This is a genomic window from Aquibacillus sediminis, from assembly GCF_005870085.1.
Taxonomy (GTDB): domain Bacteria; phylum Bacillota; class Bacilli; order Bacillales; family Amphibacillaceae; genus Aquibacillus_E; species Aquibacillus_E sediminis.
In genome coordinates, this window is the sequence record NZ_SZNM01000005.1 from 34,255 (window position 1) to 52,307 (window position 18,053).

An 18,053-nucleotide genomic window follows, 5' to 3' on the forward strand; every position below is an offset into this window, starting at 1 on the left:
AGTTTCTTGACACTTTCTTCTTATAATTGAGCTATAGCTATAAAGTTTGATTTGGTAGATTTATACCGTCATACTAAAACATATAGTTGACAAAGCCTAAATGAATAGATACATGTTCAACCATTGTTGTAAGGATAAGGGAGAAAATATGAAAAATAAAATTTCTTTTAAATTAGGTCTGTTATTTTTAATATTTATTTTATTAATGGAGTCGATGTTATTTTTCTTTCTGTATGTATCGATTACAAATGAAAGGGTTGAAAGTGAAACCGAAAACCTACTATCCCGTGGGATGAATCATCGTGATGTGTTAGAGAAAAATTTTGAACCAACTACGATTGAACACGTTGCACTTATGGAGTCAGAGGCTGATACAAAGGTAGTGATTGTTGATGATCAATTTAATCAGTTAGATGCATCCCATGATGTGAATCAAGAGATGAAACATCTTATTCAAAAAGGGGAGACAATGGAGTTTTCGCATCATGGAATATTAGTAGAGTCTAGGTGGCGAACAGAACCATATTTAGCAACGATCAGTCCGATTAACATCAATGGTGAAACAAAAGGGTATGTTTATATGTTTGCGGAAACCGTACCAATACGACAGATGATTAGAGATATAACGATCTCATTTCTAATTGTTGGGATCGTGGCTGTTGTTGTTTCTATCGTTACCATCTTTTACTTATCTAGATCGATTACAAGACCATTAATAAAAATGAAAACTGCGACAGAAAAATTAAAATTAGGCAATCATGATGTTATCCTTGATACATTTCGTGATGATGAGTTAGGTGAACTGGCTAGAACGATCCAAAGCTTGTCAGAGGAATTGGAACACCTTAAAAAGGAGCGAAGTGAATTTTTAGCAAGTATTTCTCATGAATTACGAACACCTCTTACGTATCTAAAAGGGTATGCAGATTTATTAAGTAGGACTAACTTACATTCTGAAGATCGTGAAAAATTTGCCGCGATTATTCAAGAGGAAGCAACTAAATTAACTGAAATGGTGAAGGATTTGTTTATGCTTGCGAAAATGGATCAGAACCAGTTTTTAATACAAAAAGAGAAAGTAAGGTTGTATGAGTTCCTTCAAGATATGATTGAAAAATTCTCACCTGCCTTTAAAGAAAAAAATATTCAATTAGAATTTTCATGTAATAAAAACATTGAAATCTCCATTGATCCGATACGTTTTAGACAAGTAATAAGTAACTTATTAGATAATGCATGGAAATATGCTATGGAACAAACAAAGGTCTCCGTCACAGTAGTGGATCAAACCGAAACAGTAAGGATAGAAATTTCCGATCAAGGTGAAGGAATATCAGAATCAGAACTTCCATATATATGGGAACGTTTGTACCGCGTTGAAAAATCCCGATCTCGTGAAACTGGAGGAAGTGGGTTAGGGCTTGCTATTGTAAAAGAGATAGTGGAGAGGCATGGAGGTATAGTTGAGGTGAATAGTGTGATGGGGAAAGGTAGCACATTTGCGATTATGTTAAAAAAGAGTGAGAACACATCGATGGATACAATGTAATTGTTATAAGTCACATGTTCAAAAATATACGCTTCTGCACAAAATCTGCATTTTTTAAGGAAATACTATCAATGTGTTGTGATTAAGTGACAATGAAAAAGTCTAAAAAGAGGTGATAGAAATGAAACATCATCAACATCACGGACACCATGATCACGAGCATCATAATGAGCATATTCTTCATGATAATTCTCATGATCATGGAAAAAAAGACACACATACGTCACATCATCAGGGGCATCAACACCACCATGAAGAAGAGCACGGACACCACGACCATAGTCATATGATTGAGGATTTTAAAAGGCGTTTCTACATTTCACTACTTGTTACAATCCCAATTCTACTATTATCACCAATGATACAAGGGTTCATAGGAGTGGATTGGCGATTTACAGGAGATATGTACATCTTATTCACGTTATCCACCTTCATCTTCTTTTATGGAGGCTTGCCTTTTCTTACGGGATCAATCGATGAGTTAAAACAAAGAAATCCGGGTATGATGACGTTGATTGCATTAGCAATTATCGTGGCTTATGGGTACAGTACCTTAACCGTTTTTGGGCTTACCGGAAATAATTTTTTCTGGGAACTTGCAACATTAATCGATATCATGTTGCTTGGCCATTGGATTGAAATGCGTTCGGTCATGGGGGCTTCCAATGCTCTAGAAGAGTTAATTAAATTGATGCCATCAGAAGCACACTTGGTTGAAGAAAATGGTGAGATTAAAGATGTGCAAATCTCTGAGATTGTACAAGGAAACCATGTACTCGTAAAGCCGGGTGAAAAGGTGCCAGTTGATGGAACAATTATAAAAGGTCAATCAGCTGTCGACGAATCGATGTTAACAGGTGAGTCGGTGCCTGTTGATAAAAGTAAAGATGATCAAGTAATTGGTGGATCGGTTAATGGGGAAGGTTCTATTACGGTCTCTGTTGATAAAACTGGTGAAGCGAGTTACTTATCACAAGTCGTAACAATGGTGAAAGAGGCCCAACAATCCAAATCAAGAACACAAGATTTATCTAACCGGGCAGCGAAATGGTTATTTTTTATTGCGCTAATTGCCGGTATTACTACTCTAATTGTCTGGCTAGCCATTGGGTATAATTTTAATTATGCACTTGAACGAATGGTAACGGTAATGGTTATTGCGTGTCCACATGCATTAGGTTTAGCGGCACCCTTAGTTGTAGCAAGGTCAACTGCATTGTCAGCTAAACAAGGTTTACTAGTTCGTAATCGAACGAGTTTTGAAGAAGCAAGAAAACTTCAATCCGTTGTATTCGATAAAACAGGGACATTAACAGAAGGAAAATTTGGTATTACAGATTTAACTATTGAATCTAGTTTTGATGAACATGATGTTCTTCAACTCGCTGCCTCTTTGGAAGCGCAGTCCGAGCATCCAATCGCACAAGGAATTGTAGAAGATGCTAAGGCACGAGGGATTACTTTTAAAGCTACGGACTCCTTCGAATCGTTAACAGGAAAAGGACTGCAAGGAAAAGTAGATGGTAAAGAGATTAAAGTAGTGAGCCCAGGATATGTCCATGAACAGAAAATTAGCTATCCAACGGAAGAATTTGAAAGACTTTCGAAACAAGGAAAAACGGTCGTGTTTGTTCTAATCGAAGACAACTTAGCTGGCATGATTGCATTAGCGGATAAAATTCGTGAAACAGCTAAACAGGCGCTTGTAGATTTAAATGAACTTAAAGTGAAATCAATGATGTTGACAGGAGATAACAAACAAGTTGCCAATTGGGTAGCTAGTCAATTGAATTTAGATGAGGTATATGCGGAAGTATTACCACATGAGAAAGCAGATAAGATTAAAGAAATTAAAAAAAGAGGCTTAAAGGTAGCGATGACAGGGGATGGTGTCAATGATGCACCAGCTTTAGCCAATGCCGATCTTGGAATTGCAATTGGAGCAGGAACAGATGTGGCAATGGAGACTGCAGATGTCGTCCTTGTTAGGAGTAATCCAAATGATGTTGTCTCGATTCTAACCTTATCAAAAGCGACTTATCGAAAAATGATTCAAAATCTGTGGTGGGCTGCTGGATATAATATCGTAACGATCCCTTTAGCTGCAGGTGTTCTGTCTCCACTTGGTATAGTTCTAAGCCCAGCTGTTGGTGCCGTATTGATGTCGCTAAGTACGGTAATCGTAGCAATTAATGCAAGGTTTTTAAAAGCTTAAACAAGAACAGGCACTGCCATCGTAAGGATGGAGTGCCTGTTTTAATTTAGTATTTTATTAGTCGTTTCCTCACCTACAATAGTTTGATAACTATTTTGGAAAAAAGTAAGGTAGCATAACTTATTGCCAATAAATAAGCGTATCCAATACACCTAATAGAATCATGAATACTCCAGCCGTTTGCTGAATGACCTTTCCAATTTTTCTACCTTTTTTCATAAATTGCCCACTTAGTTCAAAATACCAAATGAGAAAGATAGCCAGTATTAGCGGGATGGATGTGCCTAACCCAAATATTGAAGGTAGTACCGCACCGTACGATGTGGACAAAACAATTGGCATAAGCGTAACAAAAAATAACATGAACATGGTAGGACAAAATGCTAATGTAAAACTAACTCCCATTAAAAAACTTCCCATTTTACTATTCTTGATCCGTTCAGGGATCCGGATCATGTTACTGTTCCATCTAATCTTAATCCACCCAATCATGTAGATACCTATGAAGATTAAAAGGGGGCCAATAGCTTTACGCATCCAAGGAAAATACATGGTGAACTTTCCTCGTATTTCGACTCCTGCTAACCATATAATGAACCCTAACGCAGAAAAAACGACTAACTTACCAAAAATGAACAATAAAATGTGCACCCATGGGATTTTTTCTTGCAAGGATCGGTTTCCGTAGATCGTTATCGCTCCAATATTGCCTGTGAATTGACATGGTGCTACGGCGCCAACAATCCCTAATAGAAAGGCGGACAAAATGGGTAGTCCTTCCCAAGATAAGGCGAGGTTATAAAATGGATGGCTGAGCCAGCTGCTCAGTTGACTAAATAATTGATACATCGAATCACCTTGATTTGTGAGTTTTAGATCATTTTACCATCTTTTCGTGAAAAAATTGTGCAGAATGTTCATTTCATTCTGCACAATTTTTTTTGCATGTAACTGGCTGTAAGTCCACTTCAATCGTAGAAAAGTGGTGATGAAAGAAACCCCAACCATTTGAAGTTTCGCGTTAATGACCAAAAAAAACTGGCCCTGTAAAACTCAAACCGAAATATATTGCAGTAATGATGAAAAGCATTAAAAATGAATGGTTAACAAACCAAAAGGAATGATAGGTCTTATTCTGAATTTGTTCACCTATCGTGTAGAGTACAATGGTTAAAATCATCGAAATAATAAAGGATAATAGTTTAATGGTGGTGTCTGGATGAGACATCGCGATCATATCCCCAAGCATTGCGCCCATCATACCTCCCATTAATCCAGACAGCGCGCCGTCAATGACAGCTATTAAGCCAATTGGCATACCTGTGACATACCCCACAGTTAAGCCTATCAAAATAGCATATACTGTTGATTGAAATAGATTTCCTGTCCAAATAATCCCAAAGATAACTCCGATCCAAAGCCCTACAGACATTCCGAGGGACATAGACACGAGCATACCAGTCATTTTTGGTAGATGATTTCGGTGGCATAGAACGAATGAAAAGATCGAGAACGTTTGTATGATACTTATCAATAAAATTATTAGTAATGTGGTTGTCATCCATTCATCCCCAATCATAAGTTGTCCACTAATAACAGTATGCAGGGGAGAATGAAATATTCTTCTATACCATGGTAGGGTGTTCTGAATAGGAGCTTTTAACAATGGTTATGATAAAATTTCATATTGAGTTAGATACACTTTTTAACGATTTGTATTTTTTTATTGAAAACCATACTATACCATGGTAGGGTATAAATAAGAGGTGATCACATGACTGAAAATGAAAAAAATAACCATACACATAAACACATGGTGCCTCGCACCGAAGATGAAAAGCAAAAAGTACTTAACCGTTTAAAACGGATAGAGGGCCAAGTAAGAGGGATTCAAAAAATGGTGGAAGAGGATCGTTATTGTATCGATATTTTAACGCAAATTAGTGCGATTAATTCGGCCTTAAAAAATACGGGTATGCAATTGCTTGAACGACATATGCATCATTGTGTTTCAGATGCGATTCAAACAGGCGATGGTGAGCAATCGATTGAAGAATTAATGAAAGTGATGCAACAACTGTCAAAATCGTAATAGGAGGTGAATGAACTTGGCAGAGAAGCATGTAGATCTAGGGGTTACAGGCATGACGTGTGCAGCCTGTTCCACTCGGATTGAAAAGTCACTCAACAAAATGGATGGTGTATCCGCCAACGTTAATCTAGCGATGGAAAAAGCTACGATAGATTATGACGAAGATAAAGTAACACCAGAAGACATTTCAGCACGAATTAATAAATTAGGTTATGGGGTTCAGAAAGAGAAAGCAGAATTTGATATTTATGGTATGACCTGTGCCGCTTGCTCGACAAGAATAGAAAAAGTTTTAAACAAAATGGATGGAGTTAATGCATCGATTAATTTGACTACTGAAAAAGGGGTTGTTGAGTATGAGCCTGGCATGGTTACGGTCGAGCAAATGGAAGAAAAGGTAGCTAAATTAGGCTATGAGGCTAAATTAAGCCAAAGTAGAGAAGACCAACAAAACCATAAGGAAGCGGAAATTCATCAAATGAAAATGAAAGTACTCCTTTCTTCTATTTTAAGTTTACCGCTGCTTTACACAATGGTCGGCCACCTGCCATGGGAATCAGGTATTCCGATGCCAGCCTTTTTAATGAACCCATGGGTACAGTTTGTACTTGCAACCCCTGTTCAGTTTTATATTGGGTGGCAGTTCTATGTTGGGGCGTACAAGAATTTGCGGAATAAAAGTGCCAACATGGACGTACTTGTTGCGCTAGGTACCTCTGCAGCCTATTTTTACAGTTTAGTTGAAGGAATTCGAGCAACGATTAATACAGGTTATCATCCTCATTTATATTTTGAAACAAGTGCGGTTTTAATTACCTTAATCTTGGTTGGAAAACTGTTTGAAGCAATGGCTAAAGGCAGAACAACTGCAGCCATTTCGCAATTATTGAATTTACAAGCAAAAGATGCGACTGTGATTCGAGATGGAGAAGAGGTAAAAGTACCATTAGAACAAGTAGTAGTTGGCGATCGACTTGTCGTGAAACCAGGGGAAAAAATACCCGTAGATGGTACCATTGTTTCTGGGAAATCCTCGATTGATGAATCAATGATTACAGGGGAATCGATCCCAGTAGAAAAAACAACAGAGGATGCGGTGATCGGTTCAACGATTAATAAAAATGGAACCATTCAAATGGAAGCCACAAAAGTAGGGAAAGATACGGCGTTAGCCTCGATCATTAAAGTGGTTGAAGATGCACAGGGCTCAAAAGCACCAATCCAACGAATGGCCGATGTGATCTCAGGTATTTTTGTTCCAATCGTTGTTGTCATTGCTATCTTAACCTTCGTTGTTTGGTTCTTTATTGTTGATCCACAAAATTTACCAGCAGCACTTGAAGCATCAATCGCTGTTCTGGTAATTGCCTGTCCTTGTGCATTAGGGTTAGCAACCCCAACCTCGATAATGGTTGGAACAGGAAAAGGTGCAGAAACTGGGGTATTGTTTAAAGGTGGGGAACATTTAGAAACGACCCATAAAATCAATGCGATTATTTTAGATAAAACAGGTACCGTTACAAAAGGAACACCTGAAGTAACCGATGTTGAGACATTTGTCGATGGGGCTTTACCATACTTGATTGCTGCCGAACGATCCTCTGAACACCCATTAGCCGAAGCGATCGTGGCCTATGGAAAAGAGCAAGATGTAGCATTACTGGAGGCGTCAGATTTTGAAGCGATACCTGGGCATGGTATTGAAGCACAAATCGATGGCAAAAATGTATTAGTCGGTACACGAAAGTTAATGAATGAGTATCAAGTAGACTTTCAGGGTCATGAAGATAAAATGACAAACTATGAATTAGAAGGTAAAACTGCAATGATGTTTGCCATTGATGGTGAACTAGTAGGAATTGTGGCCGTTGCAGATACAGTCAAGCCGACAGCTAAAGATGCGATCAAGCAGTTAGAAGATCAGCAGATTGAAGTATATATGATTACTGGTGATAATGAACGAACTGCTAACGCAATTGCTAAACAAGTGGGTATTGATCATGTATTTGCCGAAGTGCTACCAGAGGATAAAGCCAACCATGTGAAATCCCTGCAAGAACAAGGGAAAAAAGTAGCCATGGTTGGGGATGGGATTAATGATGCTCCCGCATTGGCTACTGCCGACATTGGGATTGCAATCGGAACTGGTACTGATGTCGCAATCGAAACGGCTGGTATTACCTTAGTTGGCGGGGATTTGTCCAATATTCCAAAAGCAATCGGTCTAAGTAGAAAAACAATGACAAATATCCGTCAAAATCTATTCTGGGCTTTAGCTTACAATTCAGCCGGTATTCCAATTGCTGCGATTGGACTGCTGCAACCATGGATCGCAGGAGCAGCAATGGCATTCAGTTCCGTGTCTGTTGTTTCGAACGCTTTACGATTAAAGCGAGTTAAAGTTTAGTCTCTATATAATTGTAGGAAAGTTCATTAAAACGAGATCGTTTTTTTCTGGCTATTTCATTCTACTAAGTAGGAATCGTTTGCCAGTTAAAATATAGTATATTCATATTATTCTTATAGGAGGTTTTCATAATGAAAAATATAACATTAAATGTAGAAGGAATGTCTTGTGGACATTGTAAAGCGGCGGTTAACGGCGCATTGGAAGAAATAGAAGGTGTGAATAGTGTTGATGTAAACCTAGACACAGGGAAAGTAGAAGTTAGCTATGATGAGGCGAAAGTAGAGGAAGCAAAACTAAAAGATGCGATTGAAGAACAAGGATATGATGTAGCATAACAGTAGCTGAATCGAACATAAACGCTTGGGGTTAACTGGTCCCAAGCGTTTATTTGTTTATATAAAGTTGGAGTACACGACAAAATTAAACAAAAGTTAACCAAATTTTTGAAAAATTAGGTTGAGTAATGTTTGATAGATTGATAGAATAATCACAAGATGAAAGGACGTTGTGTAACTGGCGAAGAGCGGATGACCGTAAGGGAACACATCGTTATATTTTTGCCGATCGCCTGGGCAAAAGGTAAGGAATAAAACTTACTACTTTCTATCATAACTAGAATAGGAGTTGGAATCATGAAAAGAGTGTACAATTTTTCTGCTGGTCCATCCATGTTACCATTTGATGTATTAGAAAAGGCCCAAACGGAGCTGCTTAATTACAATGATTCGGGAATGTCTGTCATGGAACTGAGTCACCGCTCAGGTCTTTTTACAGATATTATTACTGGGGCGGAACAACGATTACGAGAATTAATGGGGATACCAGACAATTATAAAGTGTTGTTTATTCAAGGGGGCGCATCGCAACAATTTGCGATGGTACCAATGAACTTGCTAACCAAAAGTGGGAAAGCAGACTATGTCAACACCGGTTCATGGTCGAAAAAAGCCATTAAAGAAGCGCAAAAGTATGGGGATATTCGGGTGATTGCTTCTTCAGAGGATGAGAATTTTACATATATACCAGAAGTGGACGCTAGTATGATTGATCCTGAAGCAGACTACGTTCATATTACAACAAACAACACGATTGAAGGAACAGCTTTTCGTGATATTCCTGACACAGGAAATGTACCACTTATAGCAGATGTTTCTTCCAATATATTGTCAGAGCCACTCGACATTTCAAAATTTGGAATGATCTATGCTGGGGCACAGAAGAATATTGGTCCTGCTGGGTTAACGGTTGTGATTGTTCGCGACGATTTAATTGGTCATGCACCTGAAAACTGTCCAACCATGCTTGATTACAAGACACATAGTGAAAGTGGGTCACTATACAATACCCCACCTACATTTGGGATTTATATGGCTAAATTAGTGTTTGATTGGTTACATGAACTTGGTGGGTTAAAAGAAATGCAAAAGATTAATGAACAAAAAGCAGCATTGCTGTATGATTTCATCGAAGCATCTGATTTTTATGCATCCCCAGTTAAAGAGGATAGTCGTTCGATTATGAATATTCCATTTGTGATTCCAGACTATGAACTAGATGCTAAATTCGTAGAAGAAGCGCAGGCGCAAGGGTTAGAAACATTAAAAGGCCACCGTTCGGTAGGGGGAATGCGCGCAAGTATATACAATGCAATGCCTGTAGCAGGGGTAGAAGCGCTGGTTGACTTTATGAAAGAATTTGAACAAGCAAATAAGTAAGGTGAAAATGGTAACCTGTCGATACGGGTTACCCTTTTCTTTAGTCTAGCTGTCTACCATATTGACGAGATTGCTAAGAAATATTATCGTTGATGTGAACGGTTACAAAAAGGACAGAGGTATATCGAAATGTAGGAGGGGCAGCAATGACAAGTCGAAAAATTATACTAGACTGTGATCCAGGACATGATGACGCGATCGCATTAATACTAGCAGCATCCAAAATAAGTAATTTACAATTAGAAGCAATCACGACGGTTGCAGGAAATGTAGAAGTCGAAAAGAATACGTTAAATGCTTTAAAAGTTTGTGACATTATCGGATTAGACGATGTTCCGCTGGCTCAAGGGGCAAACCGACCACTTGTTAAAAAACAAGAAATCGCCGAAGAAATTCACGGAGAGACTGGTCTTGATGGTCCAGCACTACCAGCCCATCCGTCCAAACAGGCGATTGACATGCATGCGGTTGATTTACTGATTGAAAAAGTATTAGCCTCCGATAATGATATTACCCTTGTTCCGACAGGGCCACTGACTAACATTGCCTTAGCGATGGTTCGGGAACCAAAGATCATTCCCAAAATAAAGGAAATAGTACTAATGGGTGGTGGAACGTTTGGAAATTGGACACCAGCAGCTGAATTTAATATTTATGTTGATGCAGAGGCGGCAAAGGTTGTTTTTGAAAGTGGTGTTCCAATCTCGATGTTTGGATTAGATGTTACCCATCAAGCAGTTGCTACGGATGACGTGGTGAATAAACTAGCAAAGATTGACAATGAGGTAGCGACCTTTGTTGTGGAGTTGTTGACCTTTTTTGCCAAAACTTATAAAGAACATTTTGGTTTTGATGGGGCACCAATTCATGATGCATGTACGATTGCCTATTTAATTAATCCTTCCATTTTTCAGATGCAACGGGTTCGAGTTGATATTGAAACAAAAGGTGAGTTTTCCTATGGTCTTACAAGTATTGATCGATTAGGGGTAACAGGTAGAGAGCCTAATGTTGATTTTGCCTATGGACTAGATAAAGAAAAGTTTTGGGACTTAATGTATGATGCATTGGCGTCCTATTCGAATTAACTGTTTAAAATAAGTTTTTGACTGATTGTATAACATGGGGTATGTAATTGATACACAACCTGTTGTCAAACATACCCTAAATAAAGGATTACCACGAAAGCAGTAAACAAAAAACAGATCAATGTGCTTTAAATAGAGCATGATCGCTAAAACCAGTGGACGAAAACGAGTGAAACGTGCGCCCCGATCGAGTGCTATCTCCAAGAAACATCCCGTCCGTATCCCATATAAGAAAATAACACCTGATTTTAATTTCGGTGGAGAAACATAAGAAATAACATACTAATTAGCGGATCAAATCACACACATATGATTTGGTCTTTACTTTAATGTGAGACTGTTAGGGGGAATTTTTAGCATAAATTAGCATACGAAAATGCATTCCAATATTATACTAACTAACATTATTGTTAAACGATTATGTTGTTTTTTATTCCTACTAATGTGAAGGGTTTCTTTTTTGCTTAATTTCGATTTTACGATGAATTCTGAATATTTGTGTTAAAATAATGTAAGATTGTGAAGTGATGATCTTAAACTAGCGGAGCAGGAATAGTTGAATAAGAGCAACATACATAAAGAGAGTTATAACTATGTTTTTATTTAGGGAAATTCTTATTTTGGTTTACAATTATATCTAAAAGGAGTAAAAGAAATGATTGTTTCTATTTGTGGGATAACAGGTAGCTATGCAGAAACAGCGGCACTAGAAATGTTAGATGATTCTATATCTTTCTTGTACTGTAATAGTTTTTATAATGCTCTGGATTCAGTTAAAAATAAACGGTCAGATTATGCAGTATTACCCGTTAAAACATCAAATTCGGGTTATGTATCAGAGGTGAATGACTTGCTTTCTTCTGGTCATTGGGCTGTTATGAAAAAAATTGACCTTAATACTCATCATTGTCTTATGGCTTTAAAAGGTCAAGAATTAAATAGTATAAAAACAGTTTTTTCTCATCCAAAGGCACTTCAAGAGTGTGAAATTTATCTAAGACAGTTAAATTTCACATTGCAAGAGTTTTTTAATACGGCTGCCAGTGCTAAGCACGTTGCAGATAATAAATTATTAAATACGGCAGCGATTGCTTCTAACAGGCTGCTCATCTTTATGGATTAGAAATCCTAGTTGAAAATATTGAAAATAACAGTGATGTTACAACTTTTTATGTTTTAGGTTAATAGGTAGTACGTATGTAAATAATCTTATTAAACGGGATGCTTATCTTCAAGAAGGATTAAGCAGCTTATTTATTAAAGTAAATTGGCAGGTTAGTACAAGAAGGAAATAGTCAGGGGGGAGTTCTATGGGGAAAAAATATAACTTATGGTCTTTTTATTTAATACTTGTTTGTTTAGGATTAGCAGCCTACTCATTGTATTCTAATATTAACAATACTTGGTTAATTGCACCGCCAAATTATATCTTGCTTATAATTAGTTTGATAGCCTTTACGTTAGGGATTATTGGTTTTAAAGATAAAAGAAACTGGTGGGCAAAAACAAGAAGCTGGTTAACGGTTATTTTGTCTTCATTGACATCTATCGGACTTTTCTTGGTACTATCATTTACACTATTCTTTTCATCAATGGGAGCTAATGAACATATAAAGACGGCAAGTTCTCCTGATGATAATTATACAATTGATTTTTATCGTTACGATGCAGGAGCAGCAGGTTCATTTGGAGTAAGAGGGGAATTAAACGGACCACTATGGTTTAAAAAACGAATTTATTATCAAGACAGAGTAGAACAAGTTGAAGTGGAATGGGAAAGTAATGATAGCGTATCTATAAATAATCATATTTTAAAATTAGATGAAGGAGATACTTACGGCTATCAATGATAAAGTATGTGAACAAACATACTTAAAGTAAAGGGAGCAAAAGTGGGACAAGGAGTTGTCGGTTGGCAACTCTTATTTTGATAAAGAGGCACTTTCTCAAATAGGGGTGAGTTAAAGTTGAAAATGGTAAGCAGGATTCAAGAAATATATAGAAAAAGTAATAAGTTATTTTTAGCCTTGAAAGTTCTATTAAGCGTTTTTACAATTTACTTTGCCGTTCGGGTTTTATTTATATCTATTTCGGGGTTAGTAGGTTCGAATACTTTAAATGATTCTCCAAATTTATTACTTTTTGGTATGCTTCTTTCTTTAGGTTTATCTAATGCTGTCAAACTTATTGAAATGTTAGTTAACGAGAAAAAAGAACATTTCACATTATTACTTATAACTACAATTTTCGTTCTGGGTGTATCCGCGTTTTTGTTGTGGTTATGAAAAATTGTAACCCTAAATTAAGTGATTTTTAAACAAACGAGTGGGATTACCGAAAGAGTGGTAATGCTACTTCTTGAAGTAAAGAAGCATTAAAGTTTAAGAAAGACAGTATTCAAAGGAGTGGAGATATTGAAAAAATGGATTGTTGGTTTTTCCATTCTAATTGCTACTATAATCTTGATATTTATTTGGAATGGGAAATCTGAATTGACCAGAATTGATGTTGAAGTAGTTGAAGCTAATGGTAATAACGATGAAGAAGTTATGATTACAGAAGAAAGTAGTATAGAAAATTTAAGAAGTGTTTGGGGAAAAATTGAATGGGAACCAAACAAGATAATTGATATGGAAGCTAAGGAAGTTGTAAAAGCAACTCATTTCTTAAAAGTTAGTGAAAGCAAACCTGAAAAGTTGGTTAATTATTCAATTTGGTTTCATAAAGATGGAACTTCGACAATTATTAGCGATGAAGAAGATGAAGGATTTGGAGAATTAGATGAAGAAAATACAAAGGTTTTAGAACAGGAATTATTAAATAATTAACATTTAGTTATTAAACTATAGGGAAGGTTAATGAAAAAAACGAAGAATGCAGAACTTAATCTTTTTGTATTATTTTAAAGGAATAAAAATTACTTAAATAAGGGGGGCATAATGAGATTTGAACAGATTTTGCCTATATTAGTTCTTCTAGCGAATTTTGTAATTTTAATTGCGGTAATAGTTGAAATAGTATTATTTCCAAAATATGTCCGTTTTAAGAAGGAAACTAATAAGGATTTGAAAGGCAGAGTGAATAAATAAACTCTTCAATCAAGAAACTTGAGTTGAATTAATAAAATTTTTGATAAAATGATAATAGAAAATTTATATTTTACGAGAGGGGGAGTATGTATGTTATGGGGAGAAGTTCGAAAAGCATATCCTGATAAGTGGGTTGTATTTGAAGCAATTGAAGCTCACTCAGATAGTAATTATCGCATAGTAGACGAAATAGCTGTAATAGATTCTTTTGACGATTCAATGGACGCATTCCGTCGCCACAATGAATTACAAAAGAAAAAGACTAATCGTGAACTATACTTCTTTCATACATCTAGAGAGGATCTCGATATATATGAGAAAAAATGGACAGGACTTAGAAAAATATGATTAAGATAATTGAATTGTCAGAATTACCATTTTTAGAGGTTGTAGTAACTTTTAGAGGTCGCAGCTTAAAATTAGAGAATGTTTTAATCGATACCGGATCTGCTGGAACAATCTTTAATGTTAATAAACTTGAAGAAATAGAGGTAAATCAGAAGCAAATGATGTAACTCAAACAATTCAAGGAGTCGGTGGACTTGAGTTTGTTTATACTAAAGATCAAATCTTTATTAACGATGAAATAGAAGTTGTAGGTCTAATTATCGACCTGCAACAATTAAATATATCCATAAACTAAGTCCTCTAGTAAAGAGGATTTTTATTTTGCCACATGTAAGATAAAATTAAGCTTTACTGGAACAACAAGATACCTAACAAACTAATAACCACCCCCAAGCGTCTTTGTCTACTACTTACAATTATAAGCAATACTTTGTTGTTGCAGTTCTTAATAAAATATCATCTAAATACAGCCTATTTCCACCTTAATCTGCAGCTGTTGATAAAGCTAGTATCCCCTGTTCATTTTTTCGTTTTTACATTCATATTGTAAAACATGTCCAATTTGTGGGGATGAGTAGAGCAATGTTCTTGATGAAAAAAATTGTATCCATATTAATAGGAAGTTTGTTGTTGTCAATGGGCATTAATTTCTTTTTAGTTCCGTTTCAGTTATTAGATGGTGGCATGATTGGATTAGGGTTAATCATTAGTTATGTTACGGGGCTTAAGGCTGGCTTTATTATTATCATGATGAGTATTCCGGTTTTTGTGTTAGCGTGGTTTCATAACCGACATTACTTTTATAATAGTTTGCATGGTATGTTGTTTTCCTCCTTAATCATCGATTTCTTATATCCATTACATGATCCATTTATTCGGAGTTTTCACTTGTCATCCATAACGAGCTCGATTATTGGTGGAATTTTTATTGGGATTGGCATGGGAATGATGCTTCGTTTTAACACTAGTACGGGTGGAACTGACTTACTTGCTCAATTATTAGCAAAAGGGTCACGGATAAATGTAGGTATCTTAATTTTTATTATTGATGCGTTCATTATTGGCATTGGTGGCCTTATTTTTTCAATTGAAACCGTGATATTGTCAGCAATTACGATTTCTTTTGTGGGGTTATTTACGTCCATATGGACATGGAATATGAGATACGAATGAAATTAGCCATTATCGGGGGCATACACAACAAGTAGTGTATGTCTTCTTTTAGGTTTCTTACTTATAATCGTGTTTTTTAACAGTTAATGTTTTAGTTACCATGATATGGGGTAGCAACAATCCAAAGTTTGAAAATGCTGCTACATCAATCTTAACTTTTTTATATGTGTTATGCTGTTCGATACTGCAACATTTGTAAACCGTTACATCTTAATCTTAAAGATTCTGTAAATTGCATGAATTATGACAGGGAATCATGTATAATAATAGGAAAAGGGGAGGTTTAAAAGGTATAATTCTATGATAAAAAAATGGGTATTCTCGACACTTTATTGTTTTATTTTTATAATAATTGCCTACCTCATTGGAATATCAATTTCAAGTTATACGATCTATTCCATTCAAAATATTCTTTTCGTTGAAGGGATTATGTTACTATTAATCGGATTAATGGCCTCGATGGAAACAAGTCACACCGGGATTCGAATGGAGGCAATCGGACAAGAGCAGGATCAATACATGCAACATAAGAACATGGAAGTTACAGGAATAGAAAGAAACTCCACGGGTTACTACAAACATTTCCTCAAACATTCTGTTACTGAGTTTGCTTTTGATACAGTTACAATCATTAGCACCGGCAGTATCATTATTTTTTTTACATTACTTTTAGGATAACAAAATACGGTAATGGTGCCAGGTATAGTTAATGGACGCACGTCTATTAGCAGTACCTGGCATCATTTTTTATAAAATTTTTTATCACCCCCCACAAAATAAAAATTCCTTCCGTATAACTAATAGATAACTAGTTATCAGCAAATCATACTTAATAACAAATCTAGTAAATCATATCGAAAAGGGGAAGTAACAATGAAGAAAAAATTAATGTTTACATCAAGTATTTTTTTAGCAGGGGCGTTGCTTACAACAACACCAGCATATGCACAAGTTGATTCCGAGAATATAAATGAACTGACGGAAGTAGTGGATGATCCAACTGTTGATGCAGGAATGCTAACTCCTAATAATTTATTATATTTTCTAGACAAAGCTTCGGAAGATATTCAATTATTATTTACTGTTGATCCTCAAAAAGAGTCAGAGTTATTATTGCAGTTTTTGAAAGAACGATTAGCAGAATCGCAACAATTGATTGAGCAAGGTGAAGAGGAAGTATTGAATGAAGCAATTAGCGATTATATTAATATCTTAGAACAAGCCCAAGAAAAAATTGGAGAAGTGACAACAGATGAAACAGTCGATTCAGATGTGAAGGAACAACTATCTGTTGAATTAGAAAATTCTACCAATGTCGATGATGATGTTACCGAACAAGTGGATGAAGAACAAAAACAAGAACTAAACGAGAAACGTCAAGAAGCATACTTAGTTGCAAATGTAGTAAATGGAATAGAAACAGAGGATATTCAAGATCTACGTGAACAAGGTTTTGGCTTTGGAGAAATTGTTAAAATTGTATCTTTAGCAGAACAAAGTGATCGTACTGTAGAAGAAGTTGTTGCACTAAGACAAGAAGGTAGAGGGTACGGACAACTTGCGAAAGAACTAGGTATTCATCCTGGAAACATGATGAAGTATGTTCTTGAACAAAGACAACAAGAAATCGAAGAAGAGTTGGAGGATGCAGAACAAGCGGAAGATGAAGAAGCGCTAGAAGATCTGTCAGTTTCCCAAGAAACATTAGATAAATTACAAGAATTAAATCTATTAGAAGCATATGCAGAAATTCGAAATGAATTAGATGCTGAAATTGCTGACATTGAAGAACAAGTGGAGAATGAAGAATTAACACAAGAAGAAGCAGATGAACAAATAAGTGAACTTAGAGCAGAAGCAGAAGAGATCTTTAATGAGTTAAAAGAAGAACGTCTAGAAGAAGCAACAGAAGAGGACACTGAAACAGATCTAGAAACAGAAGAAGACAATGATGAGGAACGAGACGAAGAAGAAATTGATGAAGAAGAAAGTGAAGAACAGGTTGATACTGACGAACAACAAGCAAAACTTGTGAAGCAGGAAGAAAAAGCGGAACGTAAAGCAGCAAAGGCATTAGAGAAAGCAGAACGTAAACAGCAAAAACAAGAAGCGAAAGCAGAACGTGAAGAAGCAAGAGAAGCAGCAAAAGCAGAACGTGAACAGCAAAAAGAGCTAGCGAAACAACAAAAAGAAAAAGCAAAGCAAGAACGTAAACAAGCAGCAAAAGAGGCTAAGGGTAAAGGTCCAAAACAGTAAAAACAAAGAAGATCTTGTCGAGGGAGTCCACATCTAGGGCTCCTTCCTTATATGCACACCCCAAAAAAATCCATATTTTGGCCTCTTTCACCTTAATCAAAATAGACGTATGATAATC

At 36.3% G+C, this 18,053-nt stretch carries 19 protein-coding genes and 1 riboswitch; of the genes, 17 read left to right on the forward strand and 2 right to left on the reverse strand.

From position 1 onward, the window contains the following. The first annotated feature begins 148 nt into the window (after window positions 1-148). Window positions 149-1,549: a sensor histidine kinase gene (locus FCI53_RS07125; RefSeq protein ID WP_138417293.1), complete on the forward strand. Its 1,401-nt coding sequence runs from the start codon at window positions 149-151 to the stop codon at window positions 1,547-1,549. 121 nt (window positions 1,550-1,670) lie between these two features. Then, window positions 1,671-3,764 (forward strand): heavy metal translocating P-type ATPase, encoded by a 2,094-nt coding sequence (locus FCI53_RS07130; protein WP_138417295.1) that lies wholly within the window; start codon window positions 1,671-1,673, stop codon window positions 3,762-3,764. Between the two features lie 120 nt (window positions 3,765-3,884). Here the strand turns inward: FCI53_RS07130 and FCI53_RS07135 are convergent, their stop codons facing one another. Then, window positions 3,885-4,613, reverse strand: coding sequence for an urease accessory protein UreH domain-containing protein (locus FCI53_RS07135; RefSeq protein WP_138417297.1), 729 nt, complete (start codon window positions 4,611-4,613; stop codon window positions 3,885-3,887). 172 nt (window positions 4,614-4,785) lie between these two features. Then, the gene (locus FCI53_RS07140; protein WP_138417298.1) at window positions 4,786-5,325 is read right to left on the reverse strand and encodes a hypothetical protein; all 540 of its coding nucleotides are present in this window, start codon (window positions 5,323-5,325) and stop codon (window positions 4,786-4,788) included. A gap of 213 nt (window positions 5,326-5,538) precedes the next feature. Between FCI53_RS07140 and FCI53_RS07145 the strand changes: the two genes are divergently transcribed. The 15 genes from FCI53_RS07145 to FCI53_RS07205 all read left to right on the forward strand — a co-directional run bounded on the left by FCI53_RS07145 (window position 5,539) and on the right by FCI53_RS07205 (window position 17,935). Next, window positions 5,539-5,856 (forward strand): metal-sensing transcriptional repressor, encoded by a 318-nt coding sequence (locus FCI53_RS07145; protein ID WP_138417301.1) that lies wholly within the window; start codon window positions 5,539-5,541, stop codon window positions 5,854-5,856. Between the two features lie 10 nt (window positions 5,857-5,866). After that, window positions 5,867-8,263: a heavy metal translocating P-type ATPase gene (locus FCI53_RS07150; RefSeq protein ID WP_171038096.1), complete on the forward strand. Its 2,397-nt coding sequence runs from the start codon at window positions 5,867-5,869 to the stop codon at window positions 8,261-8,263. A 131-nt stretch (window positions 8,264-8,394) separates the two neighbouring features. Further along, complete coding sequence (copZ, locus tag FCI53_RS07155) at window positions 8,395-8,601, forward strand: copper chaperone CopZ (protein WP_138417305.1); 207 nt, start codon at window positions 8,395-8,397, stop codon at window positions 8,599-8,601. Between the two features lie 164 nt (window positions 8,602-8,765). Then, a riboswitch (ZMP/ZTP riboswitch) is annotated at window positions 8,766-8,847 on the forward strand. Window positions 8,848-8,898: 51 nt separating this feature from the next. Then, window positions 8,899-9,981: a 3-phosphoserine/phosphohydroxythreonine transaminase gene (gene serC, locus FCI53_RS07160; protein WP_138417307.1), complete on the forward strand. Its 1,083-nt coding sequence runs from the start codon at window positions 8,899-8,901 to the stop codon at window positions 9,979-9,981. 146 nt (window positions 9,982-10,127) lie between these two features. Beyond that, on the forward strand, window positions 10,128-11,069 hold the full coding sequence (locus tag FCI53_RS07165) for a nucleoside hydrolase (RefSeq protein ID WP_138417309.1): 942 nt from the start codon (window positions 10,128-10,130) through the stop codon (window positions 11,067-11,069). Window positions 11,070-11,724: 655 nt separating this feature from the next. After that, a complete protein-coding gene (locus tag FCI53_RS07170) occupies window positions 11,725-12,192 on the forward strand; it encodes a prephenate dehydratase domain-containing protein (RefSeq protein ID WP_138417311.1) in 468 nt (155 codons plus the stop codon). A gap of 187 nt (window positions 12,193-12,379) precedes the next feature. Continuing rightward, entirely contained in the window at window positions 12,380-12,919 is a 540-nt protein-coding gene (locus FCI53_RS07175; RefSeq protein ID WP_138417313.1) for a DUF5412 family protein, read from the forward strand. A gap of 117 nt (window positions 12,920-13,036) precedes the next feature. Further along, the gene (locus FCI53_RS07180) at window positions 13,037-13,354 is read left to right on the forward strand and encodes a hypothetical protein (protein WP_138417315.1); all 318 of its coding nucleotides are present in this window, start codon (window positions 13,037-13,039) and stop codon (window positions 13,352-13,354) included. A 129-nt stretch (window positions 13,355-13,483) separates the two neighbouring features. Continuing rightward, complete coding sequence (locus FCI53_RS07185) at window positions 13,484-13,897, forward strand: hypothetical protein (RefSeq protein WP_138417317.1); 414 nt, start codon at window positions 13,484-13,486, stop codon at window positions 13,895-13,897. 111 nt (window positions 13,898-14,008) lie between these two features. Further along, the gene (locus tag FCI53_RS21360; RefSeq protein WP_171038097.1) at window positions 14,009-14,158 is read left to right on the forward strand and encodes a hypothetical protein; all 150 of its coding nucleotides are present in this window, start codon (window positions 14,009-14,011) and stop codon (window positions 14,156-14,158) included. A 90-nt stretch (window positions 14,159-14,248) separates the two neighbouring features. Then, window positions 14,249-14,506 (forward strand): hypothetical protein, encoded by a 258-nt coding sequence (locus tag FCI53_RS07190; protein WP_138417319.1) that lies wholly within the window; start codon window positions 14,249-14,251, stop codon window positions 14,504-14,506. Then, window positions 14,503-14,673, forward strand: coding sequence for a hypothetical protein (locus tag FCI53_RS21365; protein WP_171038098.1), 171 nt, complete (start codon window positions 14,503-14,505; stop codon window positions 14,671-14,673). Before FCI53_RS07190 ends, FCI53_RS21365 begins: the two co-directional genes overlap by 4 nt. Before the next feature lie 415 nt (window positions 14,674-15,088). Then, window positions 15,089-15,679, forward strand: a complete 591-nt coding sequence (locus FCI53_RS07195) for a YitT family protein (RefSeq protein WP_138417321.1) — start codon at window positions 15,089-15,091, stop codon at window positions 15,677-15,679. Window positions 15,680-15,979: 300 nt separating this feature from the next. Next, a complete protein-coding gene (locus tag FCI53_RS07200) occupies window positions 15,980-16,357 on the forward strand; it encodes a hypothetical protein (protein WP_138417323.1) in 378 nt (125 codons plus the stop codon). Between the two features lie 195 nt (window positions 16,358-16,552). Then, entirely contained in the window at window positions 16,553-17,935 is a 1,383-nt protein-coding gene (locus FCI53_RS07205; RefSeq protein WP_138417324.1) for a DUF5667 domain-containing protein, read from the forward strand. Window positions 17,936-18,053 lie beyond the last annotated feature (118 nt).